Origin of the sequence: Streptomyces uncialis (genome assembly GCF_036250755.1) — a bacterium.
In the GTDB taxonomy this organism is placed as follows: Bacteria; Actinomycetota; Actinomycetes; order Streptomycetales; family Streptomycetaceae; genus Streptomyces; species Streptomyces uncialis.
Genome location: NZ_CP109583.1, coordinates 5,709,154 through 5,732,731, shown reverse-complemented (window position 1 = coordinate 5,732,731; position 23,578 = coordinate 5,709,154). Strand labels below are relative to the sequence as shown.

The 23,578-nt window shown below is 72.5% G+C and carries 22 protein-coding genes; 6 read left to right on the top strand and 16 right to left on the bottom strand.

The genetic code is table 11. From position 1 onward, the window contains the following. Window positions 1–160: 160 nt before the first annotated feature. Both OG711_RS24000 and OG711_RS23995 read right to left on the bottom strand, forming a co-directional pair. Complete coding sequence (locus OG711_RS24000) at window positions 161–736, bottom strand: sigma-70 family RNA polymerase sigma factor (RefSeq protein ID WP_073792830.1); 576 nt, start codon at window positions 734–736, stop codon at window positions 161–163. A gap of 300 nt (window positions 737–1,036) precedes the next feature. Beyond that, on the bottom strand, window positions 1,037–1,648 hold the full coding sequence (locus OG711_RS23995; RefSeq protein ID WP_003948568.1) for a response regulator transcription factor: 612 nt from the start codon (window positions 1,646–1,648) through the stop codon (window positions 1,037–1,039). A gap of 393 nt (window positions 1,649–2,041) precedes the next feature. On the opposite strand from OG711_RS23995, the gene OG711_RS23990 reads away from it, so the two are divergent. Then, entirely contained in the window at window positions 2,042–2,377 is a 336-nt protein-coding gene (locus OG711_RS23990) for a WhiB family transcriptional regulator (RefSeq protein WP_073792831.1), read from the top strand. Window positions 2,378–2,422: 45 nt separating this feature from the next. Here OG711_RS23990 and OG711_RS23985 read toward each other — a convergent pair whose 3' ends face one another. Next, window positions 2,423–3,334 (bottom strand): LysR family transcriptional regulator, encoded by a 912-nt coding sequence (locus OG711_RS23985; protein WP_099280155.1) that lies wholly within the window; start codon window positions 3,332–3,334, stop codon window positions 2,423–2,425. Window positions 3,335–3,630: 296 nt separating this feature from the next. On the opposite strand from OG711_RS23985, the gene OG711_RS23980 reads away from it, so the two are divergent. Both OG711_RS23980 and OG711_RS23975 read left to right on the top strand, forming a co-directional pair. After that, a complete protein-coding gene (locus OG711_RS23980; protein ID WP_329560336.1) occupies window positions 3,631–5,154 on the top strand; it encodes a multicopper oxidase family protein in 1,524 nt (507 codons plus the stop codon). A gap of 9 nt (window positions 5,155–5,163) precedes the next feature. Further along, entirely contained in the window at window positions 5,164–5,937 is a 774-nt protein-coding gene (locus tag OG711_RS23975; RefSeq protein WP_329560335.1) for an SDR family NAD(P)-dependent oxidoreductase, read from the top strand. Between the two features lie 699 nt (window positions 5,938–6,636). On the opposite strand, the gene groL is transcribed toward OG711_RS23975, so the two are convergent. From groL to OG711_RS23955, 4 genes are all read right to left on the bottom strand, one after another. Continuing rightward, window positions 6,637–8,262, bottom strand: coding sequence for a chaperonin GroEL (gene groL, locus OG711_RS23970; RefSeq protein WP_073792835.1), 1,626 nt, complete (start codon window positions 8,260–8,262; stop codon window positions 6,637–6,639). A gap of 135 nt (window positions 8,263–8,397) precedes the next feature. Further along, window positions 8,398–8,706, bottom strand: a complete 309-nt coding sequence (gene groES, locus OG711_RS23965; protein ID WP_073792836.1) for a co-chaperone GroES — start codon at window positions 8,704–8,706, stop codon at window positions 8,398–8,400. Between the two features lie 845 nt (window positions 8,707–9,551). Continuing rightward, entirely contained in the window at window positions 9,552–10,382 is an 831-nt protein-coding gene (locus tag OG711_RS23960; RefSeq protein ID WP_405674022.1) for a polysaccharide deacetylase family protein, read from the bottom strand. After that, a complete protein-coding gene (locus OG711_RS23955) occupies window positions 10,379–11,350 on the bottom strand; it encodes a polysaccharide deacetylase family protein (RefSeq protein WP_079184959.1) in 972 nt (323 codons plus the stop codon). The genes OG711_RS23960 and OG711_RS23955 overlap by 4 nt, the downstream gene beginning before the upstream one ends. 82 nt (window positions 11,351–11,432) lie before the next feature. Here OG711_RS23955 and OG711_RS23950 point away from each other — a divergent pair, with 82 nt between their 5' ends. Further along, window positions 11,433–12,650, top strand: coding sequence for a THUMP-like domain-containing protein (locus tag OG711_RS23950; RefSeq protein WP_329560331.1), 1,218 nt, complete (start codon window positions 11,433–11,435; stop codon window positions 12,648–12,650). 502 nt (window positions 12,651–13,152) lie between these two features. Here the strand turns inward: OG711_RS23950 and OG711_RS23945 are convergent. Beyond that, window positions 13,153–14,727: an MFS transporter gene (locus tag OG711_RS23945; RefSeq protein WP_329560329.1), complete on the bottom strand. Its 1,575-nt coding sequence runs from the start codon at window positions 14,725–14,727 to the stop codon at window positions 13,153–13,155. A gap of 86 nt (window positions 14,728–14,813) precedes the next feature. On the opposite strand from OG711_RS23945, the gene OG711_RS23940 reads away from it, so the two are divergent. Beyond that, window positions 14,814–15,593: a TetR/AcrR family transcriptional regulator gene (locus tag OG711_RS23940; protein ID WP_245876942.1), complete on the top strand. Its 780-nt coding sequence runs from the start codon at window positions 14,814–14,816 to the stop codon at window positions 15,591–15,593. On the opposite strand, the gene OG711_RS23935 is transcribed toward OG711_RS23940, so the two are convergent. The 4 genes from OG711_RS23935 to tsaB are packed head-to-tail and all read right to left on the bottom strand — an operon-like array spanning window position 15,594 to window position 18,349. After that, complete coding sequence (locus tag OG711_RS23935; RefSeq protein WP_073792840.1) at window positions 15,594–15,869, bottom strand: hypothetical protein; 276 nt, start codon at window positions 15,867–15,869, stop codon at window positions 15,594–15,596. Then, window positions 15,866–17,032, bottom strand: a complete 1,167-nt coding sequence (tsaD, locus tag OG711_RS23930) for a tRNA (adenosine(37)-N6)-threonylcarbamoyltransferase complex transferase subunit TsaD (RefSeq protein WP_073792841.1) — start codon at window positions 17,030–17,032, stop codon at window positions 15,866–15,868. Before tsaD ends, OG711_RS23935 begins: the two co-directional genes overlap by 4 nt. Then, window positions 17,025–17,678, bottom strand: coding sequence for a ribosomal protein S18-alanine N-acetyltransferase (rimI, locus tag OG711_RS23925; RefSeq protein WP_266518295.1), 654 nt, complete (start codon window positions 17,676–17,678; stop codon window positions 17,025–17,027). Before rimI ends, tsaD begins: the two co-directional genes overlap by 8 nt. A gap of 17 nt (window positions 17,679–17,695) precedes the next feature. Then, entirely contained in the window at window positions 17,696–18,349 is a 654-nt protein-coding gene (tsaB, locus tag OG711_RS23920; RefSeq protein ID WP_329560324.1) for a tRNA (adenosine(37)-N6)-threonylcarbamoyltransferase complex dimerization subunit type 1 TsaB, read from the bottom strand. Between the two features lie 150 nt (window positions 18,350–18,499). On the opposite strand from tsaB, the gene OG711_RS23915 reads away from it, so the two are divergent. Further along, entirely contained in the window at window positions 18,500–19,042 is a 543-nt protein-coding gene (locus OG711_RS23915) for a hypothetical protein (RefSeq protein ID WP_329560322.1), read from the top strand. Window positions 19,043–19,883: 841 nt separating this feature from the next. On the opposite strand, the gene OG711_RS23910 is transcribed toward OG711_RS23915, so the two are convergent. The 4 genes from OG711_RS23910 to alr form a co-directional block, all read right to left on the bottom strand. Further along, window positions 19,884–20,075 (bottom strand): hypothetical protein, encoded by a 192-nt coding sequence (locus OG711_RS23910; RefSeq protein ID WP_329560321.1) that lies wholly within the window; start codon window positions 20,073–20,075, stop codon window positions 19,884–19,886. A gap of 120 nt (window positions 20,076–20,195) precedes the next feature. Beyond that, window positions 20,196–20,747: a tRNA (adenosine(37)-N6)-threonylcarbamoyltransferase complex ATPase subunit type 1 TsaE gene (tsaE, locus tag OG711_RS23905; protein WP_073792846.1), complete on the bottom strand. Its 552-nt coding sequence runs from the start codon at window positions 20,745–20,747 to the stop codon at window positions 20,196–20,198. Then, a complete protein-coding gene (locus OG711_RS23900; protein ID WP_329560318.1) occupies window positions 20,710–21,954 on the bottom strand; it encodes an alpha/beta fold hydrolase in 1,245 nt (414 codons plus the stop codon). The genes tsaE and OG711_RS23900 overlap by 38 nt, the downstream gene beginning before the upstream one ends. Beyond that, the gene (gene alr, locus OG711_RS23895) at window positions 21,951–23,171 is read right to left on the bottom strand and encodes an alanine racemase (protein ID WP_266516399.1); all 1,221 of its coding nucleotides are present in this window, start codon (window positions 23,169–23,171) and stop codon (window positions 21,951–21,953) included. Before alr ends, OG711_RS23900 begins: the two co-directional genes overlap by 4 nt. Between the last annotated feature and the right edge of the window lie 407 nt (window positions 23,172–23,578).

Genomic DNA, 23,578 nt, shown 5'->3' with positions numbered 1-23,578 from the left:
CGAAAGGCAGCGGAACGCGCCACGAAGGGGGGCGGGGAACTGCGCGCCCCACGAGCGACGGCACAGCAACGAAGTACACCCACCGGACAGACCCAGGAAGCGCAAGCGAAGGGCGCCCAGCGCGGGAAACCCGGGGCGGAACCGGAAGACGGGGGCGGGGCTACTGTTCCGCGAGAGCCCGCAGCCGGCTCAGCGCACGGTGCTGCGCGACCCGCACCGCTCCCGGCGACATCCCCAGCATCTGCCCGGTCTCCTCCGCCGTGAGCCCCACGGCGATCCGCAGCAGCAGCAGCTCCCGCTGGTTCTCGGGAAGATTCGCCAGCAGCTTCTTCGCCCACTCGGCGTCACTGCTGAGCAGCGCCCGCTCCTCGGGCCCCAGCGAGTCGTCGGGCCGCTCGGGCATCTCGTCGGACGGCACGGCCGTCGACCCGGGATGCCGCATCGCGGCCCGCTGGAGATCGGCGACCTTGTGCGCGGCGATCGCGAAGACGAACGCCTCGAACGGCCGGCCGGTGTCCTTGTAGCGCGGCAGCGCGAGCAGCACCGCGACACAGACCTCCTGCGCGAGGTCCTCCACGAAGTGCCGCGCGTCCCCGGGCAGCCGGGACAGCCGCGTACGGCAGTACCGCAGCGCGAGCGGATGCACCCGTGCGAGCAGATCGTGCGTGGCCTGTGCGTCACCGTCGACCGCACGGTGGACGAGCGCACCGATCACCGTGGTCTCGTCTTCGCGCATCGGTCCATGGTGCCTTGACGTCTCGTCGTCCGTGGCACCGCGTCCGTACTTGTGCACCGAAGCGTTATGAGCAGGTGCGCCGGCGCTCATGTCCCGCTCCCTCCCCTTCCGCTCGGTCGGTCCGTCCCCGAGGAACTCCACACCTCAAGGATGCGGCATCGGCCGGGAAACCGGAGCCGGGTGCCGTACCGGCCATCCCCGGGGGGCGGGCGTCGGCCACCGCGCGCGGCCCGGCGCGGCCCGCCCCGCCCGCCGGTGGCGGGCGGGGATCGCCGTACCCCTGGGGCGGCACCCGCGTTCCTAACGGACCAGGCCCCAGCGGAAACCGAGCGCCACGGCGTGCGCGCGGTCCGAGGCGCCGAGCTTCTTGAAGAGCCGCCTGGCGTGCGTCTTCACCGTGTCCTCGGAGAGGAACAGCTCACGGCCGATCTCGGCGTTGGAGCGGCCATGACTCATGCCCTCCAGCACCTGGATCTCCCGCGCGGTGAGCGTGGGCGCCGCGCCCATCTCGGCCGACCGCAGCCTGCGCGGGGCGAGCCGCCAGGTGGGGTCGGCGAGCGCCTGGGTGACGGTCGCGCGCAGTTCGGCGCGCGAGGCGTCCTTGTGCAGATAGCCGCGGGCCCCGGCCGCGACCGCGAGCGCGACCCCGTCCAGGTCCTCGGCGACCGTGAGCATGATGATCCGGGCGCCGGGGTCGGCGGAGAGCAGCCGGCGGACCGTCTCCACCCCGCCCAGTCCGGGCATACGTACGTCCATCAGAATCAGATCTGAACGGTCGGCACCCCAGCGGCGGAGGACTTCCTCGCCGTTGGCCGCCGTCGTGACCCGCTCGACACCGGGCACGGTGGCCACCGCGCGGCGCAGCGCTTCTCGGGCGAGCGGGGAGTCGTCGCAGACGAGGACGGAAGTCATGACCGTCCTCCGGAGCTGATGCGCGTCACCTTGAGCCTCCAGGCTGGTACGAATCGTCACCTGTGCGGTTGACGCTCCCGGACATGTGCCCGAGCGCTTGTTTCCTCAACCGCCTCCGGCCTTCTCAACGATGGTCACCCGAAAGAGTTACGGGTCACTCAGCAGCCTTCGGCACTCTACGTGAGGGCACGGACACTCCCCAGGCACCGCGCGTGACCAGAAAGCTTTCGTCAAGACCTATGCCCCATTTAGCGGCTTTTCTTCACTTTCACCGGTGTCTGCGGCTAGATTCGCAAAGAGTCATATTTTCATCTTCTTCGACAGTAGTTTTGCGTCGTGGGCACTGTCCGCGTCGGAACGGTCGCAAGCTGTACACGCTGAAGGGGACAAGCCATGGCAGATTTCTCCCGCCTTCCCGGACCGAACGCGGACCTGTGGGACTGGCAGCTCCTCGCGGCATGCCGTGGGGTCGACAGTTCGCTCTTCTTCCATCCCGAGGGCGAACGGGGTGCGGCACGGAGCGCGCGCGAGAACTCCGCCAAGGAGGTCTGCATGCGCTGCCCGGTACGCGCCGAGTGCGCGGCGCACGCCCTCCAGGTACGGGAGCCGTACGGGGTGTGGGGCGGGCTCACCGAGGACGAGCGCGAGGAACTGATGGGACGGGCCCGCAACCGGCTGGTCCCGGCGAGTGCGACGGCTTCCGGCCACGGCACGGTACGCCACCACTGAAGGAACGTTTCCCCGTCACCTGAACGGCTCCCCGCGGCGTACCGTTCAGCGGCCCGCGGCCCGCTCCAGCTGGTCCAGGGTCGCCGCGACCGCCGGGACCCTTGCCAGGTCCGGCAGGGTCAGGGCGACGATCTGACGGCGTACGGCGGGCTCCACCGTCACGGTCCGCGCGCCCCCCGGCCGTACCGACTCCAGCGCCAGCTCCGGCAGCACCGCCACCCCCAGACCCGCCCCGACGAGGCCGATCACGGCCGGGTAGTCGTCGGTGGCGAAGTCGATGCGGGGGGTGAAACCGGCGTCCTCGCAGACCTCCACCAGCTGGCGGCGGCAGCGGGGACAGCCCGCGATCCACGGGTCGTCGGCCAGCTCCCCGATCCCCACGGTGTCCTCACCGGCGAGCGGATGGCCCTCGGGCACCAGACCCACCAGCCGGTCGGCCAGCAGGGGCCGCACCACCAGATCGGACCACTCCCCGTCCGGGCCGCCCGGTCCGGCGGCGGACCCCCCGTAGTGGAAGGCCAGCGCCACATCGCAGTCGCCCTCGCGCAGCATCTCCACCGAACGGGGCGGCTCCGCGTCGACCAGGGACACCCGGGTGCCCGGATGGGCGGCGCGCAGGGCGGCGAGGGCGGTGGGCACCAGGGTCGAGCTGCCGCTCGGGAACGACACCAGCCGCACCCGGCCCGCGCGCAGCCCGGCGATCGCGGCGACCTCCTCCTCGGCGGCGGTCAGCCCCGCGAGGATGCCCGTGGCATGGCGGACCAGGGCCTCGCCCGCCTGGGTGAGCCGCATCTCGCGGCCGGTACGGATCAGCAGCGGGGTGCCGGCCGAGGACTCCAGGGCCTTCATCTGCTGGCTGACGGCCGGCTGGGTGCAGCCCAGCTCGCGGGCCGCCGCCGAGAAGGAACCGGTGGTCGCGACCGCGCGCAGGACACGGAGATGACGGGCTTCGATCACCCTTCGAGCATAACGCGGGCATAAGACAACCTTGGATGCCGGACGAATTCCTGCGCCGACCCTTTGAACAGCCGGGACGGACCGCCGTAGGGGGCGACCCCGAGCCGTCCCGTCCGGCGGCTGACCGCCCACCGACCCCCGCCGACCAGCACGGCGAGCGCCCGACCGCCCACCGGAACCCCGGGGGCGTCCGGGACGGCTCAGGGAGAACCCCGGCGGCACCCCGGTCCGGTGTCCGGGCCGGGCCAGGGGCCGCCCCGATGTCCGGTCCCCCGTCCCGCCGGAACGCTCGGGTCATGTCCAAATGGCCGCGTGTCCGCCGTGTTCTCGTCGTCCTCGGAGTCGTCACCTCCGTCCTTGTCGTGGCCGTCGGCGCGACCGCGCTGTGGCTGTGGCACGACGTGGAGGTGAGTACCGCGGGCGGCACCGTCTTCCGCGACGAGATGGCCGTACCGCCGCTCGCGGCCTCCCGGGTGGACCGGGACGGCACCCGGGTCTTCGACCTGCGGATGCGTCAGGGCACCACGGAGTTCCGGCCCGGCCGGCCCACTCCGACCTGGGGGTTCAACGGCGCCCATCTGGGACCGACCCTGCGGGCCGCACGCGGTGAGAAGGTACGGGTCGAGGTGAGCAACACCCTCCCCGAGGCGTCCAGCGTGCACTGGCACGGGATGCGGCTGCCCGCCGAGATGGACGGCGGCCCGCACCAGACGGTCCGCGCGGGCGGACGCTGGTCCCCGCACTGGACGGTCGAACAGCCCGCGGCCACCCTCTGGTACCACCCGCACCTGCACGGTTCGACGGAGAAGCATGTCCAGCGCGGGCTCGCGGGGATGTTCCTGCTGGACGACGAGGAGTCCGGCCGCCTTCCGCTGCCGAAACGGTACGGCGTGGACGATCTGCCGGTGATCGTGCAGGACGTCCGCTTCGACGGCGACCGGTTCGACCACGCCCACCGCAGATTCCAGGGCGTCGGTTTCCTCGGCAACCGCGTCATGGTCAACGGCACCCTCGACCCGTACCGCGAGGTCGCCGACGAGCGGGTCCGGCTGCGGCTGCTCAACGCCTCCACCGCCCGCACCTACGACTTCGGCTTCCCCGACGACCGCGCCTTCGACCAGATCGCGACGGACGGCGGACTGCTGGAGCGGCCCGTGGAGCAGCGGCGGATACGGCTGTCGCCCGGTGAGCGCGCGGAGATCGTCGTACGGATGGTCCCCGGTGAGCGGACCGTGCTGCGGAGCTTCCCGCTGCGCGACGGCTACGCGGGAGCCCTGGAGCGGCGGTTCGGCGGCGGCCACGACTCCTTCGACATCCTGCAACTGCGCGCGGCGCGGACCCTGCGCCCCTCCCCCGCCCTGCCGGACCGGCTGACCGCACCGGAACTCCCGGACACGGCGGACTCCGTGAAGGAGCGCCACTTCGATCTCGCGCTGACCGGGATCAACGACAAGCCGATGGACATGGACCGGATCGACGAGGTCGTCACCCGGGGCACCACCGAGACCTGGACGGTGCGCAACGACAACGGGATGCCGCACAACTTCCATGTCCACGACGTGCAGTTCCGGGTACTGGACGTGGACGGGCGCACTCCGCCGCCCGCGCTGCGGGGCCGCAAGGACACCGTGCTGATCCCGAGCGGTTCACGGATGCGGCTGGTCCTGCGGTTCGACGGGACCGCCGACGAGGACACCCCGTACATGTTCCACTGTCATCTGCTGAGCCATGAGGACCGGGGCATGATGGGCCAGTTCGTGGTGGTCGAGCCGGGCGGTACGGCACGCGCGCCGGAGGCCGGGGACCACGGCGGACACTAACCTTGCCCCATGACTACGGCTCTGATCACAGGTTCCACCGCGGGTATCGGTGCCGCGTTCGCCCGGCGGCTGGCCGCCCAGGGGCATGACCTGGTGCTGGTGGCACGCGATACGAAGCGGTTGCGTGAGCAGGCCACCGAGCTGCACGACCGGCACGGGATCGAGGCCGAGGTACTGACGGGCGACCTCTCGACGGACAGCGGGATCGAGGGCGTCGCAGAGCGGCTCACGGACCAGCGGCGGCCGGTCGACCTGCTGGTCAACAACGCGGGCTTCGGCAACAAGGGCCGCTATCTGGACGTCCCGATGGCCGATGAGCTGACCATGCTGAAGGTGCACTGCGAGGCGGTGCTCCGGCTGACCTCCGCGGCGAGCGGGGCGATGCGGGAGCGGGGCCGGGGGGCCGTGGTCAATGTCGCCTCGGTCGCCGCGTTCCTTCCTCGTGGGACGTACGGGGCGTCGAAGGCGTGGGTGGTCCAGTTCACCCAGGGCGCGGCGAAGGATCTCGCGGGGTCGGGGGTGCGGCTCATGGCGCTGTGCCCCGGGTTCGTACGCACCGAGTTCCATCAGCGGGCCGGGATGGGGACGGACAACATCCCCAGGTGGATGTGGCTGGACGCGGACAAGGTGGTCGCGGCGGCGCTGTCCGATCTCGCGCACGGGAAGGTCGTGTCCGTCCCGGATCCCCGTTACAAGGCGCTGATGGGCCTCGCGAAGCTGGCGCCCCGCCCCTTGCTGGGCGGGGTCACGTCCCGCACGGGCCGCACGTACGGTCCCCGTTAGCCGGGTCCGTCCAGCGGGTCGCCTTCGCTTGCGCTTCTGAGGTCCGTCCGGCTGGACGTACTTCGTTGCTGTGCCGTCGCTCGTCGTTTTCGCGCAGTTCCCCGCGGGTCGCCTTCGCTTGCGCTTCCCAGGTTCGTCCGGCTGGACGAACTTCGTTGCTGTGCCGTCGCTCGTCGTTTTCGCGCAGTTCCCCGCGGGTCGCCTTCGCTTGCGCTTCCCAGGTCCGTCCGGCTGGACGAACTTCGTTCCTGTGCCGTCGCTCGTCGTTTTCGCGCAGTTCCCCGCGCCCCTTTGGGGCGCGTCCGGCCGGTTCTTCGGGTCGGTGCCGGTCGGGATTCTCCGTCCTCGATCCGACACGCTCGGTAACACGTCCAGTTGCCCTACTGAAGAGCATCGGAGTCTGCGAGCAGAGATTCCCGCCCACCCCCTCCCGTAGCCGAGCGACTGCGGGAGGAGAGGAGTGCCCCTTCAGGGGCGCGGGGAACTGCGCAAAAGACGAGGGCGGACCCGCACCCGAAATGCGACCGCAAGGGGGCAGCATCCAGGGGCGCGGGGAACTGCGCACCCACGAACGGCCCGCACGGGGACAAGTGCGCCAACCCGGGAAAACCTGGGGGCGGGGGGAACGGCTGCGGGCCCGGGCCCCCGGTGTGGGGGTCCGGGCCCGGGGCCTGGGTACTGCTGAGGTCGCGGAAGCGACTAGTGGGAGTGCCCGTGGCCGCCGTGACCGGAGTCACCCTCGTCCTCGGCCGGCTTCTCGACGACCAGGGTCTCGGTCGTGAGCAGCAGCGACGCGATGGACGCGGCGTTCTCCAGCGCGGAGCGCGTCACCTTGACCGGGTCGATGACCCCGGCCTTGACCAGGTCGACGTACTCCTCGGTGGCCGCGTTGTAGCCGTGACCCGGCTCCAGGTCGGCGACCTTGGAGACGATGACGTAGCCCTCAAGACCGGCGTTCTCGGCGATCCAGCGCAGCGGCTCGACCACGGCCTTGCGGACGACGGCGACACCGGTGGCCTCGTCGCCCTCCTTGCCGAGGTTGCCCTCCAGCACCTTCGCGGCGTGGACCAGCGCGGAGCCACCACCGGAGACGATGCCCTCCTCGACCGCGGCGCGGGTCGCGGAGATGGCGTCCTCCAGACGGTGCTTCTTCTCCTTCAGCTCCACCTCGGTGGCGGCGCCGACCTTGATGACGCACACGCCGCCGGCGAGCTTCGCGAGGCGCTCCTGGAGCTTCTCGCGGTCCCAGTCGGAGTCGGTGTTCTCGATCTCGGCCTTGATCTGCGCGATCCGGCCGGTGACCTCGGCGGACTCGCCGCCACCGTCGACGATGGTGGTGTCGTCCTTGGTGACGGTGATCCGGCGGGCGCTGCCCAGTACGTCCAGACCGACCTGGTCGAGCTTGAGGCCGACCTCCTCGGCGATGACCTGCGCGCCCGTGAGGGTCGCGATGTCGCCGAGCATGGCCTTGCGGCGGTCACCGAAGCCGGGAGCCTTCACGGCGACGGCGTTGAACGTGCCACGGATCTTGTTCACGACCAGGGTCGACAGGGCTTCGCCCTCGACGTCCTCGGCGATGATCAGCAGCGGCTTGGAGCCACCCGCCTGGATGACCTTCTCCAGCAGCGGCAGCAGGTCCTGGATCGAACCGATCTTGCCCTGGTGGATGAGGATGTAGGGGTCCTCCAGGACCGCTTCCATCCGCTCCTGGTCCGTCACGAAGTACGGCGACAGGTAGCCCTTGTCGAAGGCCATGCCCTCGGTGAAGTCCAGCTCCAGGCCGAAGGTGTTCGACTCCTCGACGGTGATGACACCGTCCTTGCCGACCTTGTCCATGGCTTCGGCGATGAGATCGCCGACCTGCGGGTCCTGCGCGGACAGCCCGGCGACGGCGGCGATGTCCGACTTGTCGTCGATCGGGCGCGCGGTCGCGAGGAGCTCGTCGGAGACGGCCTTGACGGCGGCGTCGATGCCCTTCTTCAGGGCGGCCGGGGAGGCGCCCGCGGCAACGTTGCGCAGACCCTCCTTGACCAGTGCCTGGGCCAGCACGGTGGCGGTGGTGGTGCCGTCACCAGCGATGTCGTTGGTCTTGGTGGCCACCTCCTTCACGAGCTGGGCGCCCAGGTTCTCGTAGGGGTCCTCGATCTCCACCTCACGGGCGATGGTGACGCCGTCGTTGGTGATGGTCGGGGCGCCGAACTTCTTGTCGATGACGACGTTGCGGCCACGGGGGCCGATCGTCACCTTGACGGTGTCGGCAAGCTTGTTGACGCCGCGCTCAAGGGCGCGACGGGCGTCCTCGTCGAACTTCAGGATCTTCGCCATGGGAGCGGTTCAGCCCTCTCAGAAACTGCGTAATGCGGTGAACGAGGCGCGCCCCTGGAAACCCGGCGGCATATCGCGGGCGGCCAGGGGCGCGGCTCACAAGCACATGACTCTGGGGAGTCGGCGCTGAGTGAATTACTTCTCGATGATCGCGAGCACGTCGCGGGCCGAGAGGACGAGGTACTCCTCGCCGTTGTACTTCACCTCGGTGCCGCCGTACTTGCTGTAGAGCACCACGTCGCCGACGGCGACGTCGAGCTCGACGCGCTTGCCGTCCTCGACACGGCCCGGGCCCACGGCCAGGACGACGCCCTCCTGGGGCTTCTCCTTGGCAGTGTCCGGAATGACCAGGCCCGAGGCCGTGGTCTGCTCGGCGTCGAGCGGCTGGACCACAATGCGGTCCTCAAGCGGCTTGATGGCAACCTTGGAGCTGGTGGTCGTCACGATCCGACCTCCCCCTTCGGAGATCTCACGGGGTTAACTGTCTGAGGTGGCGACCAGGTCGATCCGTCGTCGCGGGTGCCGGATCTGCCCGTCGCTGTTGGCACTCACCTGTGGAGAGTGCCAGAACCGAGACTATGACTGTGATTAGCACTCGGTCAAGCGGAGTGCCAACGCGCCGCCCTCTCGGGCGGTACGCGAAAGTGTCGCGCCGAGGTGTTCGCGCCCCCCGTCAGCCCCGGTCCGCGCCCCCTCAGGCCACCCCCAGGCCCCTTACGCCGAGCCCACTTCGTCCCTGTGCGGGTCGCCTTCGCTTGCGCCTCTGAGGTCTGTCCGGGTGGACGAACTTGTCCCGGTGCGGGTACGTCCGTGGGTGCGCAGTTCCCCGCGCCCCTGGGTGGTGCCCCATTACGGTCGCCACTTCGGGTGCGGGTCGCCCTCGTTTTTGCGCAGTTCCCCGCGCCCCTTTGGGGGCGCCCCATCATGTTGTCCGTCGTCTGCGGAACCACCCTCCTCGCGGACTCGCTCGGCTGCGGGAGGGGGTGGGCGGGAATCTCTGCCCGCAGACTCCGATGCTCTTCAGTAGCTCCGCTGAACGTCGTACCGAGCGTGTCGGATCGAGGACGGAGAATCCCGACCGGCCCCGACCCGAAGAACCAGCAGATGGCGCCCCGATAGGGGCGCGGGGAACTGCGCGAAAACGACGAGCGACGGCACAGGAACGAAGTACGCCCAGCACCGAGTACCCAGGGGCGCGAGGAACTGCGCACCCACCGAGCGACCCGCACAGGGACAAGTTCGCCCCGCCGGACAGACCTCGGAAGCGCAAGCGAAGGCGACCCGCGGAGTCAGACGTAGTCCGCGAGGCGGGCCGGGGCGAGCCGCCGGGCGTGGAGATCCCGGAGGAGGGCGACCGTCGCCTCCGTGGGCGACGCCACACCCCCCGCGTCCGGCTCCACCACCACGATGTCCCCCGCCCGCAAGGGCCCCCCACCGACCCCCCGCCCCCGCACGACGACGGACACCCCGCACTCCGAGGCCACCCGCAGGGTCACCGCGTCGAACGCGCCGTACGGCGGCCTCAGCATCGACGACCGCACCCCGAACCGCTCCTTCAGTTTGTCCCGCTGCCCGCAGATCTCCGCCCGCTGCCCGGCCGCGGGCAGCCCCGGCAGATGCGGATGGTCGAGCGTGTGGTTCTCCACGTCCGCCCCGGCGGACCGCAGCCGCCCGTACCCGGGCCCCAGCACCCGGTCCGTGAGGAACACCGTGACCGGCAGCCGGAGTTCACCGACCAGCGCGGCGAACCGGGGGTCCTTCCCCGCGCCGTCGCCGAACACGAGGAAGACCACCGGGTCCCGGGTGGGCACCCGGTCGAGCACGGGCGGCCCGCCCCCGTCCCCGTCCGGCAGGGCGAGGGCGCGCGGGGAGGGCGCGGGGGCGGGCGGCGCGGACAGCCCCCAGCGCCGGTACGCCTCCGTACCGGCGCCCGCGGTCGGCCCCGCCGCCGACCGCACCTTCTCCGCGGCCTTGCGGCCGAGCCGTTCGATCGGGTCGACGGACTGCGCGCAGCCGCCGAGCCCCGGACCGACCGCGGCGACGGCGAGCAGCGCCGCCACCCACCGCCGCGCGGTCCGGCCGCCGCGGCCGGACCGCCCCGCGTGCCCGCCGTCGGTCACAGATAGTCCTCCAGCTTGGCCACCGCGTACCCCTGCTCGGTGACGAGCTTCAGGAAGCGGCGGACGGTGTCGGGCATGGAGCCGTCCCAGTCCTTCTTGCCGCGGAAGTGGGTGAGGACGATGTCCCCGGGCCGGATCCTCTTGTCGTACTCGCGGTACTCCCAGCGGTCCGCGAAGACCTCCTCGTTCCACAGCGGTACGGCGGTGATCCCGCACTCCTTGGCGGCCCGCAGGGTCGTCCGGTTGTAGTTGCCGTAGGGCGGCCGGAAGACGGTGGGGCGGGTGCCGTACTGCTTCTGGATGACGTCCTGCATCCCGCAGATCTGCCGCTTCTGGGCCTCGTAGGACAGGGCCGGCATGTACGGGTGGGTCAGGGTGTGGTTGTTGAGGGTGACCCCGGCGTCGCGCATCTTGCGGAAGTAGCCGTAGTCCTCCTTGACCAGGTAGTCGCTGAGGAACGCGGTGTACGGGACCTTGAGCTCCTCCAGCATCTTGATCAGCGCCGGGTCCTTGTTGTCGCCGTCGTCGATGGTGAGGAAGACGATCTTCTCCTTGGTGGGGATCGTCGTGAAGACGGGCGGCAGCTCGTCGTGGCCCTCGACCTCGAAGCCGTCCCGGGTGGGGATCTTCGGCTTGGCCGCGGGGGGCGGGGGCGCGAGGAGCGGCACCTTGGTGAGGCCCCAGCGCTTGGCGGTGGCGATCCGGGCGGCCTCGACGGTCCGCTTGCGGGTGGCGGCCTCGTCGCGGGCGGCCTTCGCCCGTTCGGCCTTCTTGCCGGGCGCGCCCTCCGCCCCGCCGGAGGCCGACGCGGACGCCTTGGCGGGCTTCGCGGTGGGGTCCTGGCCCGCGCAGCCGGCCAGGGAGGTGGCGGTGACGCCGAGGGCGAGTGCGGCGGTGAGGAGTCGCGCGAGCGCGCGCGTACGGGAGCCACCTCGCGCAACTTGTCTGTTTAGTCCTACTAGTCGCATGGGGCCGCATCCTGTCAGCGCCTCACCCGCACCACGCGCAGACACCGCCAGCGGCACCGGACCATCCACCGACTGGCCCACAATGGACCAGGTGAGCACCCTCGACCCCGACTCCGCAGCCGTCGCACGGTTCACCGCCCTCCTCGCCGGGGAGGGCCGGGCCCTGCTGGACGAGGTGCGCGACACCGACCCGGCGCGGGAACTCGCCGTCGCCACCCGGCTGCGCCGTACGCATCCGGCCGATCTGGTGTCCGCCGCACTCGGCCAGGCGAGACTGCGGCAGCGCGCGGCGGTGAAGTTCGGCGCGGACGCGGCACGGATGTTCTTCACCCCGGACGGCGTCGAGCAGGCGACCCGCACGAGTGTGGCGGAGTACCGGGCCGGACGGATGCGGGAGCTGGGCATCGGCTCGGTGGCGGACCTGTGCTGCGGGATCGGCGGCGACGCGATCGCGCTGGCCCGCGCCGGGATACGGGTCCTCGCGGTCGACCGTGATCCACTGACCTGCGCGGTGGCCCGCGCCAACGCGGTCGCGCTGGGGCTCGACACACTGATCGAGGTCCGTCAGGCGGAGGTGACCGAGGTCAGCGCGGACGGGTACGACGCGGTGTTCGTCGACCCCGCGCGGCGCGGTGGCCGCGGGCGGATCTTCGACCCGGAGGCGTACTCGCCACCGCTGTCCTGGGCGGTGGGCGCCGCGCGGGCCGCCGGGCTCGGTGCGCTGAAGATCGCGCCCGGGGTGCCGCACGAGGCGGTGCCCGAGGGCGTCGAGACGGAGTGGATCTCCGACCGGGGCGAGCTGAAGGAAGCGGTCCTGTGGTTCGGTACGGGGGCGCCCGACTCGCGCCGGTCGACGCTGCTGCCCGGGGCGGAGTCCCTGTGGAGCCCGCTGGACGGGATGCCGCCCGATCCGGCGGTGCGGCCGGTGGGTCGGTATCTGTACGAGCCCGATCCCGCGGTGATCCGGGCGCGGCTCGTCGCGACGGTCGCGGAGCAGGTCTCCGGCGGGCTGCTCGACGCGACGATCGCGTACGTCACGTCCGACGTACTGCGCGGGACGCCGTTCGCGACGGCGTACGAGGTCACCGATCATCTGCCGTTCAGCGTCAAGCGGTTGAAGGCGTTGCTGCGGGAGCGGGGGGTGGGGACGCTCACCGTCAAGAAGCGGGGCTCCGCGGTGGAGCCGGAGGAGTTGCGGCGCAAGGTGAAGCCCGTGGGGCCCCACTCGGCGACGGTCTTCCTCACCAGGGTCGCGGGGGCGCCCACCATGCTGATCGGCCGTCCGGCCCGGCCCGAGTAGCCCCGGCCCCGTCCGGCCCGGGCCCCCGAGGTTCCCTGCGCTGGGCGCACTTGTCCCTGTGCGGGTCGCTCATGGGGTGCGCAGTTCCCCGCAGGCCGCCTTCGCTTGCGCTTCTGAGGTTCCCCACCTGGACGTACCTGTTTCCCGTGCGGGTCGGACGGGGGTGCGCAGTTCCCCGCGCCCCTGAAGGGGCGCCCCTCTCCTCGCGAACTCGCCTGGCTGCGGGAGGGGGTGGGCGGGAATCTCTGCCCGCAGACTCCGATGCTCTTCAGTAGGACCACATGAACGTCCGACCGAGCGTGTCGGATCGAGGACGGAGAATCCCGACCGGTACCGACCCGAAGGACCGGCAGAACGCGCCCCAAAGGGGCGCGGGGAACTGCGCGAAACCACCGAGCGACGGCACAGAAACAAGCGCGCCCACCCGGACCCCGTGTCGATCGGGACCCGTCCGGATCGACACCTCCCGCGACATTCTTCGGCGGATCCGCCGGGGGTGCGCTCAGGGCGCCGCCGCCGGGTCGGGGCGGGCGCTGTCGTCGGGGCCGTCCAGGGCCGCGCCGCGAGGCGCTACACGGCCCGCACCCGCCCCCGGAGCCCCGCCCGCGCCCACGTCCACCGGCCGACCGGGGACCCGGGCACCTCCGACGGCTCCCGAGGCTTCAGCGGCCCCCGGGGCCCCAGGACCGGCGTCCGGCTCCCGGTAGAGCACGGCCATGCTCAGCGCGCCGACCGCGAGAAGCGCCGCCGCCGTCCAGAACGCGGCGGGGAAACCGTCCATGAGCGGTGTTCCGGCGCCGCCCCCGTCGGCCCCGGCGGCGGTGGCGACCGTCACGAGCAGCGCGAGGCCCACCGAGCCGCCGATCTGCCGGGAGGTGTTGAGCAGTCCGGAGGCCATCCCGGCCTCGTGGGCGGAGATCCCGCTGGTCGCGGCGGTGCCGAGCGGGACCATGCACAGCCCTATGCCGACGCTGCCGAGCAGCGACGGCGGCAGCACGGCGAGCCAGAAGCCGCTTTCGGGCGTCATGACCAGCGCCCACCAGGCCATTCCCCCGGCGGCGAGGAGTCCACCGGTCACGGTCAGCGCGCGGACGCCGTACCGGGTGATCGTCCTCGCGGCGAACACCGAGCCCGCGACGATCCCCACGCAGAACGGCAGGAAGGCCGCGCCGGTCGCCGTCGGCCCGTAGCCGAGGACCTGCTGGAGGTACAGCGACACGAAGTAGAACGCGCCGAACTGACCCGCCGCCAGCAGCAGCGAGAACATGTTCGCGGACAGCACCGGGCGCAGCCGCAGCATCCCCAGCCGCAGCAGGGGCTGGCGGTGCCGGGCCTCGACGGCGGCGAACGCGGTGAGGAGCAGCGCGGCGGCGGCGAGGGTGAGCAGGGTGGTGGCGGAGGACCAGCCGAGGCTCTCGGCGCGGACCAGTCCGAGTACGAGGGCGGTGGTCCCGGCGGTGACGAGCACCGCGCCGGCGGTGTCCAGCCGGGGCCGGGCGCCGTGCCGGTCGTCGAGCGGTACGGCGATCCGGGCGGCGAACACGGCGAGCAGCACGACCGGCACATTGACGAGCATGACCGCGCGCCAGCCGAACCAGTCGGTGAGCATTCCGCCCAGCAGGACGCCGACGGCGCCGCCGAGGGCCCCGGCCGCGCCCCACATCGCGAGGGCCCCGGAGCGTTCCTTCCCCGCCGGGTACATGACGGTGATCAGGGTGAGTCCGACGGGGGCGAGCGCGGCGGCGCCGACGCCCTGCACCGCGCGGGCGGCGATCAGCTGCCAGGGTTCGGACGCGAGGCCGCCCGCCAGGCTCGCCGCGCCGAAGAGCGTGAATCCGGCGATCAGGACCCGGCGCCTGCCCACCACGTCGGCGAGCCGTCCGCCGAGCATCAGCAGCCCGCCGAAGGCGAGGGCGTAGGCGCTGACGACCCAGGTGAGGTCCTCGGGGGCGAAGCCGAGGCCGGTCCGGATGCCGGGCAGCGCGATGTTCACGACGGACATGTCGAGCGCGACGAGGAACTGCACGGTCAGCACCACAGGCAGGAACAGGGCGTGCCGTGAGGAGTGGTTCACCATGCCGGCACATTACTATACGCGTATAGAAACTGTGTACGACCGCGTACGACCCGTGTGCGGCCGAGAGCGGGAGAATGGTCCCCGTGGTGACGAACGACAGTTCCGGGACCCCTCGTACGGGGGAACCCGGCGACGGACCGGCAGCCGGGGGCCCCGACCGGGCGGACGACGGGAAGAGCGGTGCGCGGACGGCGCGGAAGGCGGTCGGCCGGCCGCGCCGGATCGACCCCGCCCGGATCGTCGCCACGGCGCGACGCATCCTCCAGGAGGAGGGCGTCGACGGACTGTCGATGCGCCGGGTCGCCCGGGAGGTGGGGACGACCCCGATGGCGCTGTACCACCACGTCCGGGACAAGGACGAGCTGCTGATGCTCACCCTCGCGGGCATGGCGGAGTCGGTACCGCGCCCCGAACTCCCCGACGACCCCCGCGAGCGGCTGCTCGCCGTCACCCTGCACATGTACCGGACCCTGCGGCAGATGCCCTGGGTGGTGGAGGTGCTGAGCCTCGGCGACCTCACGGACAAGGGCGCGCTGTGGATCGTCGAGGAGGCCCTGGAGTCGGCGGTCGCGTGCGGGCTGACGCCGGACGACGCGGTGCGCGCGTACCGCACGCTATGGCACTGCGTCCACGGGGAACTGGTCTTCCGCGCGGCGGCGGACCGCCGCGCCGCGGACCCGCAGCGGGTCCGGAACTTCCCGGACGCGCTGATCAGCGAGGCGGACGCGGAGCGGCTCCCGCTGATCACGTCCCTGGCGGACCGCTGGGTCGAGCTGTCGGAGTCCTACGACCTGGCGGTCCAGCTCCGGAAGGTGATCGACGGCCTGCTGGGCCCCCGTCCGCCCGCGCGGGACACCGGAAACTGATCAGGCCGACGGCCCCTGGCTGACGTCCACCGAGTCGAACCCCCAGCGGTGCACGGGCCTGCGCACCAGCTCGGCGGGCGGGTCGGGCAGTTCGGGCGGGCCGTCCCCGTCGGCTCCGGCGGCCCACCAGGTGATGACGAGGACCCGGTCGCCGGGCGCGGTGAAGGTCTCGCGCCGCAGCGGCTGTCCGGCCAGGTCACGGCTCCGGGCCCAGGCCAGCAGCTCGGCGCCCCGGCCGGACACCGCCGCGGCCTCCCACATCAGCGCACGGGTCATGAGTAGAGGTTGTCCTTCGCCAGCTCGTGCACATGGTCGTGGGAGTGGCTGTGCCCATGGCCGTGCGAGTGCCCGTGCCCGTGCTCGTGCGGGGCGTCCTCGCCGTCGGACCCGGCGGCCGTGCCCGGTACATGGGTGTCGGTCACCGGCAGCGAGGAGTCCGCCGACAGGTCCCAGTCGGAGGCGGCGCGGCCCCGGGCGACCATCTCGGCGCCGAGGGCGGCGACCATCGCGCCGTTGTCCGTGCACAGCCCCGGCCGGGGCACCCGCAGCCGGATACCGGCGGCCTCGCAGCGCTCGGCGGCCAGCGCCCGCAGCCGGGTGTTGGCGGCGACCCCGCCGCCGATCATCAGATGGTCCACGCCCTGGTCCTTGCAGGCCCGGACGGCCTTGCGGGTCAGCACGTCGACGACCGCCTCCTGGAAGGACGCGGCGACGTCCCGCACCGGTACGTCCTCACCGGCGGCCCGCTTCGCCTCGATCCAGCGGGCGACCGCGGTCTTCAGCCCGGAGAAGGAGAAGTCGTACGCCGCGTCGCGCGGGCCGGTCAGCCCGCGCGGGAACGCTATGGCGGTGGGGTCGCCCTCGCGGGCGTAGCGGTCGATGACCGGGCCGCCGGGGAAGCCGAGGTTCAGCACCCGGGCGATCTTGTCGAACGCCTCGCCCGCCGCGTCGTCGATCGTCGCGCCCATCGGCCGGACGTCGGAGGTGATGTCCGAGGACAGCAGCAGCGAGGAGTGGCCGCCGCTGACCAGCAGGGCCATCGTCGGCTCGGGCAGCGGACCGTGTTCCAGCTGGTCGACGCAGATGTGCGAGGCGAGATGGTTGACGCCGTACAGCGGCTTGCCGAGGGCGTACGCGTACGCCTTGGCGGCCGTGACGCCGACGAGCAGCGCGCCCGCGAGGCCGGGGCCCGCGGTGACGGAGATCCCGTCGAGGTCGGAGGCGGCGACCCCGGCGTCCTTGAGGGCGCGTTCGATGGTGGGGACCATCGCCTCCAGATGGGCGCGGGAGGCGACCTCGGGGACGACACCGCCGAAGCGGGCGTGCTCGTCGACGCTGGAGGCGACCGCGTCCGCGAGGAGGGTGGTGCCCCGGACGATACCGACCCCGGTCTCGTCGCAGGAGGTCTCGATGCCGAGGACGAGAGGTTCGTCAGCCATGGGTCCGGGTTCCTTCCCCGCCGTGCTCTGCTTGCTGGATGCCGTCGCCGCCGGCCGGGGCGCCCGGGTCGTCCGGGTTCTCGCCTCGCGCGTCCGCGCCTCGCGGGGCGACGGGGTCGGCCGGTTCGAGCGGGGCGACCGGATCGCAGGGCGGTCCGTCGCCGTTCATCGCCATCCGCATCACCAGCGCGTCGATGTTGCCCGGCTGGTAGTAGCCCCGGCGCCGCCCGATGGGGGCGAAGCCGAAGCGCTCGTAGAGCTTCTGGGCGCGGACGTTGTCCACGCGCACTTCCAGCATCACCTCCTGGCACTCGAACGCGCTCGCGTGCTTCAGCAGGTCCGCGAGGAGCAGCGCGCCGAGGCCGGTGCCCCAGTGGTCCCGGGAGACGGCGATCGTCTGCACGTCCCCGACGGCCCCCATGCCCGGCTCGGTGTCCTGGCCGCCCGTGGTGTCCTCGCCACCGGCGGCGGCGAGTCCCGCGTAGCCGACGAGACGGTCCCCGTCCTCGGCGACGACGTACCACCGGGTGGCGCCGGGCCCCCGGGAGTGCGCCAGCTCGGACCAGAACATGCCGCGTGACCAGGCGTCGTCGGGGAAGAGCGCGCGCTCCAGATCGAGGACCGCGTCGATGTCCCACCAGCGCATCTCGCGCAGTACGGCCGTCACTGGGGGGTGACCACCTTGTAGTTCTTGGGGACCTGCGCGTCCGGCCTGCGCAGATACAGCGGCCGGGGGGGCGCGAGCTCCGCGCCGGCGCGCAGCCGCTCGGCGGCGAGCGAGGCGAGGGCCCCCGCGTCGGCGTGCTCGGGGCCGCGTCCGTCGGGGAAGGCGTCCGGGTACAGCCGCGGGCCCGCGCCGACGACCGGCAGTCCGGCCAGTTCGTCGGCGATGTCCGCGGGGCGGTCGACGGACGGCTCGGTGAGCCGGGTCCGGGGGTCGGCGTACCGCGCCCAGTAGACCTCCTTGCGCCGGGCGTCCGTCGCGACGGCGAAGGGGCCGTCGAGACCGGAGGCGTACGCGAGTCCGTCGAGGGTGCACAGTCCGTGCACGGGCAGCCCGAGGGCCAGCCCGAAGGTGTCGGCGGTCATCAGCCCGACCCGCAGCCCGGTGTACGGGCCTGGTCCGGTGCCGACGACGATCGCGGTGACGGAACGGAGCGTCGTACCGGCGTCGGCGAGGACCCGGTCGACGGCGGGCAGCAGCAGCTCCCCGTGCCGTCGGGCGTCGACCTCGGCGTACGAGGCGACCACGGTCTCCCCGTCGTGCAGGGCGGCCGTGACGGCGGGGGTGGCGGTATCGAGAGCGAGCAACAGCACACAAACAGCGTACGGCTCCGGCGACCGGCGTAAGGCCGCCCCGGTGGAGCGGGCACATGCTGCTACGGTCGGCGGGTACGCGCGCGCTCACGGACGGTGACCGTCCGGCGGGTGCCGCGCGGTTCCGCGGACGGACGAGAGGTGTGCGTGGTGGCAAGCAGCAGCTCGGGAATCGTGGCCGGGCTCACCGCGGCGGCCCTGGTCACGGTCGGCTTCCTCGCGTACCAGGCGTCGGCGAGCGCCCCGGTACGCGTCTCCCCCGGTGTCACGTCCCAGGCCGACGCGGCCGTCCCCGTGCGGGACAAGCGTGACCCGAAGGCGCTGCCCGAGGGTACGGGCGGCGGGGCCCGGGTGGTCTACGCGCTGGAGGACGACCGGGTGTGGCTGGCCGACGGCTCCCGGGTACGCACGACGTACACCGTGACGCCCAGCACGGTCGACCCGGTTCCCGGTACGTACACCGTGACGTCACGCACCGGGCGCACGGCGGGGTCCGACGGGGTCGGGATCGAGCATGTGGTGCGGTTCGCGGTGGCGGACGGGGTGAGCATCGGGTTCAGCGCGGCGGTGGACGGCGCCCGGGGGGCGCCTGATCCGCGGCGGCGTACGGGGGGTATCCGGTCGACCCGGGCGCAGGGGGACGCGATGTGGGACTTCGCGGTGATCGGCACGAAGGTTGTCGTCATCCCTTAGGGGTTGCCCCGGCTTACGCCCCCGCTTGCGCGTCCGAGGTCTGTCCGGGTGGACGAACTTGCCCCTGTGCGGGTCGCTCGTGGGGGGCGCAGTTCCCCGCAGGTCGCCTTCGCTTGCGCTTCCGAGGTCTGTCCGGGTGGACGAACTTCGTTCCTGTGCGGGTCGCTCGTGGGGTGCGCAGTTCCCCGCGCCCCTGGGTACTCGGTGCTGGGCGCACTTCGTTCCTGTGCCGTCGTTCGGTGGTTTCGCGCAGTTCCCCGCAGGTCGCCTTCGCTTGCGCTTCCGAGGTCTGTCCGGGTGGGCGAACTTCGTTCCTGTGCGGGTCGCTCGTGGGGTGCGCAGTTCCCCGCGCCCCTGGGTACTCGGTGCTGGGCGCACTTCGTTCCTGTGCCGTCGTTCGGTGGGTTCGCGCAGTTCCCCGCGCCCCTTTGGGGCGCGTCCGGTCGGTCCTTCGGGTCGGGGCCGGTCGGGATTCTCCGTCCTCGCTCCAACGCGCTCGGTACGACGTTCACTGGTCCTACTGAAGAGCATCGGAGTCTGCGGGCAGAGATTCCCGCCCACCCCCTTCGGTAGCCGAGCGACTGCGCGAGGAGGGGGTTCCGCAAGCGAAGGCCCCGCACCCGACCGACAGCCTCAAGGGGCGCCCCCAAAGGGGCGCGGGGAACTGCGCACCCCCGTCCGACCCGCGCAGGGGAACGTGGGCCAAGCACAGGAGACCTAGGGGCGCGGGGAACTGCGCACCCCACGAGCGACGGCACAGGGACAAGTTCGTCCAGCCGGACGGACCTCGGACGCGCAAGCGAAGGCGACCCGCACAGGGAACTCGGGCCTACCCGGAGGGCTATGCGGCTTCCGCGTGGTCCTCGGACGGAGCCGGGGACGGGGCGGGGGACGGAGTCCCGGTGCTCGCGGACGGGACGACCGGCGGCGTCGACACCGCACTCGCCGCCGCACCCGCGGCCAGCAGCTCGCTCATCGACACCACCCCCTCGGACCCCGTGGACGTGAGCGCGACCCGCTCTTTCGCCTGCATGGGCGCCTCCTGGTGCTCCGGGGGCAGGAATGGTTAGGTACACCTAACCTGCGTCTCACCCCATGTGAACACGGACGACCGGCCCGGCGCAACATCTTCCCGACACCGCGTCGGAAAATGTCAGCCGGCGGACGGCGCCACGAGTCCGGCGAACCCCCCGCCCTCCCCCGCGGCCCCGGCCCACCGGTCCCCGTACCCACGCAGGGTGACCGTACGGACCTCGTCGGTGGTGTCCCCGACCGCGCGGTCGATCAGGATGTGCAGCCGGTCGTCGGACAGCTCCTCGACCTTGCCGTCGCCCCACTCCACGACGATCACGGACTCGGGCAGCGACACATCGAGGTCCAGGTCCTCCATCTCGTCCAGCCCGCCGCCCAGGCGGTACGCGTCGACGTGCACGAGCGGGGGGCCGCCGACCAGACTCGGATGCACCCGGGCGATGACGAACGTGGGGGACGTGACCGCGCCCCGGACACCCAGGCCCTCGCCCACGCCCCGGGTCAGCGTCGTCTTGCCCGCGCCCAGCTCACCGGTGAGCATCACCAGATCACCGGGGCGCAGCAGTCCGGCCAGGCGCACGCCCAGCTCCCGCATGCGTTCGGGGGACGTGACCGTGATCCGCGCGTCGACCGGGTCAGCCGCCCGGTCGCGCGGTACCGCTCGTTGCTCCATAACCGTCCACGGTAGTACCTGCCGGGACGGCTCCCACGCGGGTCAGGAGGTCGGCGAGCCGGTCGGTCACGACCTCGGGGTGCTCCAGCATCACCAGGTGCCCGCCGTCCGGGACGAGGACGAGTTCCGCGTCGCCGAGCCGGTCGGCGACGGCCTCGCTGTGCTCGCTGGGGGTGATCAGGTCCTTGTCCCCGGCGAGGACGAGCACGGGCAGCCCGTCGAAGCGGACGAGCGCCTCGCTCTTGTCGTGCTCGGCGAACGCCGGGTAGAACTCCGCGACGACGTCGATGGGCGTGCTCTCGATGAGCCGCTCCGCGAACCGGACGACCGCGGGGTCCACGTCGCGCGAGGCGAACGAGTACCGCTTGATGATCCCCGCGAAGAGGTCCGCGGTGGCCCGCCGCCCGCGTTCCACCAGCTCCGCGCGCTGGCCCAGCACCTTGAGCATCCCGGGCAGCACCCGCCGCACCGCGTTCACCCCGGCCACCGGCAGCCCGTAGCTGACCTCCGCGAGCCGTCCCGCCGACGTCCCCACCAGCGCGACCCCGGCGACCCGCTCCCGCACCAGCTCCGGGTACTGGTCGGCCAGGGCCATGATCGTCATCCCGCCCATGGAGTGCCCGACGAGGACGAGCGGGCCCTCGGGCGCCGCCGCGTCGATGACGGCCTTCAGGTCCCGGCCGAGCTGGTCGATCGTGACCGGGGCGCCGGACTGCGCCTGGGCCGCTCCGCGCGCGGAGCGGCCATGGCTGCGCTGGTCCCAGTGGACGGTACGCACGACACCGCGCAGCGCGGCCCGCTGGAAGTGCCAGGAGTCCTGGCTGAGGCAGTAGCCGTGGCTGAAGACGACGGTGACGGGGGCGGGGTCACGGCGGCCGAACAGCCGTCTGCGGCGCGGCGCGAGGTCCGCGTCGGGCTCACCCACCTCGTCGACCTCGTAGTACAGCTCCGTGCCGTCGTCGGCGGACGCCGTACCGGGCGTGCCGCGCAGCGCTCCGTACGGTCCGGTCGAGTCGAGGGCGAGCCGCGCCCTGCGGCGGATGCCCCGGCCGACGGTCAGCCGCTCGATCGCGACTCCCGCCGCCGCGCCCGCCGCGACCACGCCGATCGCCACCCCCGCGATACCGGCGCCCTTGCGCCAGACCTCACCGGCCGAGGCGACCGAGGCCACCGCGTCGGTGACGGCCTGCGCACCGCTGTCACTCATGTACGACTCCCCTCGCCGCGCCCTGCCGTGACCGCGGCGGCGCCCGGCGCGGTCGGCACGGTCGTGGCCCGGGTGCCGCCGTGGTGGACACGGGGGACCCTGGCGCCGATCCGGGTCACGATCTCGTACGCGATGGTGTCCGCCGCCTCGGCCCAGTCCTGGGCGGTCGGTTCGCCCCGGTCCCCCGGTCCGAACAGCACGGCCTCGGCGCCTTCCTGGATCTTCTGCCCGCCCAGGTCCACCACGAACTGGTCCATCGCGATCCGTCCGGCGGCCCGCCGCCACTCGCCGCCGACGAGGACCGGGCCCCGGCCGGAGGCGTGCCGGGGGATGCCGTCGCCGTAACCGGCGGGGATCAGCGCGAGGGTGGTCTCCGCCGGGGTGACGTAGTGATGGCCGTAGCTGACCCCGTGACCGCCCGGCACACCCTTGACCAGGGCCACCGAGGCGCTGAGCGTCATCACGGGACGCAGTCCCAGTTCGGCGGCGGTGCCCAGTTCCGGCGCGGGCGACAGACCGTACATGGCGATACCGGTACGGATCAGGTCGAAGTGGGTCTCCGGGAGGGTCAGCGCGGCCGGGGAGTTCGCGAGGTGCCGCACCTCCGGACGCACCCCCTCGCCCTCGGCGTACGCGACGAGCCGCCGGAACGTGTCGAGCTGGGCCGGGATCGAGGCGTGGCCCGGCTCGTCGGCACAGGCCAGATGCGACCACAGGCCGGTGACCCGGACGGTCCCGGCGGCCTCGGCGGCGAGTGCGGCGGCGACCAGCTCGGGCCAGTCGGCGGGCGCGCAGCCGTTGCGGCCGAGTCCGGTGTCGGCCTTGAGCTGGATACGGGCGGGCCGCCCCGCGTCCCGGGCGGCGGCGGTCACCTCGGCCAGGGCCCACATCCCGCTGACCGACATGTCGAGGTCGGCCTCGATGCCCTCGCGCCAGGGGTCGCCCGGGGTCCACAGCCAGCACATCAGCCGGCCGCGGATGCCCGCGGCGCGCAGGGCCAGGGCCTCGTGGGGGGTGGCCGTGCCGATCCAGGTCGCGCCCGCCTCGATCGCCGCGCGGGCGCAGGGGAGGGCGCCGTGGCCGTAGCCGTCCGACTTGACGACCGCCATCAGGGCGGAGCGGGGGGCGCGGGCGCGGAGCGTGCGGACGTTCGCGCGCAGGGCGTCCAGGTCGATCTCGGCGCGGACTCGGCTCAGGGGGGGCGGTGTCTGGCTCATCGCCGCCGATTCTCGCAGGTCGCCTTCGCTCGCGCTTCCGAGGTTCCCTGTGCTGAACGCACTTGTCCCGTGCCGTCGCCCGTGGGGTGCGCGGTTCCCCCGCGCCCCTGGGGTTCCACACCTGCACGCACCTGTCCCTGTACGGGGCGTTCGTGGGTGCGCAGTTCCCCGCGCCCCTCCGGTCGCGCCCCCTTCGGTTCCCGTCCGGCTGCGGATGACCCTCGGCCGCTCGCGCAGTTCCCCGCGCCCCTGGGGTCCCACACCTGCACGTACTTCGTTCCCGTTCAGGTCGGACGGGGTGCGCAGTTCCCCGCGCCCCTTCGGTCGCGCCCCCTTCGGTTCCCGCTCGGGTGCGGGTGGTCCTTGGTTGCTCGCGCAGTTCCCCGCGCCCCTGAGGTTCCACACCT

Bases quoted from the DNA above. Each gene is read 5' to 3' on its own strand.
- OG711_RS23900 (WP_329560318.1), bottom strand. From the start codon at position 21,954: ATGAGTGACAGCGGTGCGCAGGCCGTCACCGACGCGGTGGCCTCGGTC.
- OG711_RS23975 (WP_329560335.1), top strand. From the start codon at position 5,164: ATGACTACGGCTCTGATCACAGGTTCCACCGCGGGTATCGGTGCCGCG.
- OG711_RS23910 (WP_329560321.1), bottom strand. From the start codon at position 20,075: ATGCAGGCGAAAGAGCGGGTCGCGCTCACGTCCACGGGGTCCGAGGGG.
- alr (WP_266516399.1), bottom strand. From the start codon at position 23,171: ATGAGCCAGACACCGCCCCCCCTGAGCCGAGTCCGCGCCGAGATCGAC.
- OG711_RS24000 (WP_073792830.1), bottom strand. From the start codon at position 736: ATGCGCGAAGACGAGACCACGGTGATCGGTGCGCTCGTCCACCGTGCG.
- groL (WP_073792835.1), bottom strand. From the start codon at position 8,262: ATGGCGAAGATCCTGAAGTTCGACGAGGACGCCCGTCGCGCCCTTGAG.
- OG711_RS23950 (WP_329560331.1), top strand. From the start codon at position 11,433: ATGGACCAGGTGAGCACCCTCGACCCCGACTCCGCAGCCGTCGCACGG.
- OG711_RS23990 (WP_073792831.1), top strand. From the start codon at position 2,042: ATGGCAGATTTCTCCCGCCTTCCCGGACCGAACGCGGACCTGTGGGAC.
- tsaE (WP_073792846.1), bottom strand. From the start codon at position 20,747: ATGGAGCAACGAGCGGTACCGCGCGACCGGGCGGCTGACCCGGTCGAC.
- OG711_RS23995 (WP_003948568.1), bottom strand. From the start codon at position 1,648: ATGACTTCCGTCCTCGTCTGCGACGACTCCCCGCTCGCCCGAGAAGCG.
- tsaD (WP_073792841.1), bottom strand. From the start codon at position 17,032: ATGGCTGACGAACCTCTCGTCCTCGGCATCGAGACCTCCTGCGACGAG.
- OG711_RS23945 (WP_329560329.1), bottom strand. From the start codon at position 14,727: ATGGTGAACCACTCCTCACGGCACGCCCTGTTCCTGCCTGTGGTGCTG.
- OG711_RS23980 (WP_329560336.1), top strand. From the start codon at position 3,631: ATGTCCAAATGGCCGCGTGTCCGCCGTGTTCTCGTCGTCCTCGGAGTC.
- rimI (WP_266518295.1), bottom strand. From the start codon at position 17,678: ATGCGCTGGTGGGACATCGACGCGGTCCTCGATCTGGAGCGCGCGCTC.
- OG711_RS23935 (WP_073792840.1), bottom strand. From the start codon at position 15,869: ATGACCCGTGCGCTGATGTGGGAGGCCGCGGCGGTGTCCGGCCGGGGC.
- OG711_RS23955 (WP_079184959.1), bottom strand. From the start codon at position 11,350: ATGCGACTAGTAGGACTAAACAGACAAGTTGCGCGAGGTGGCTCCCGT.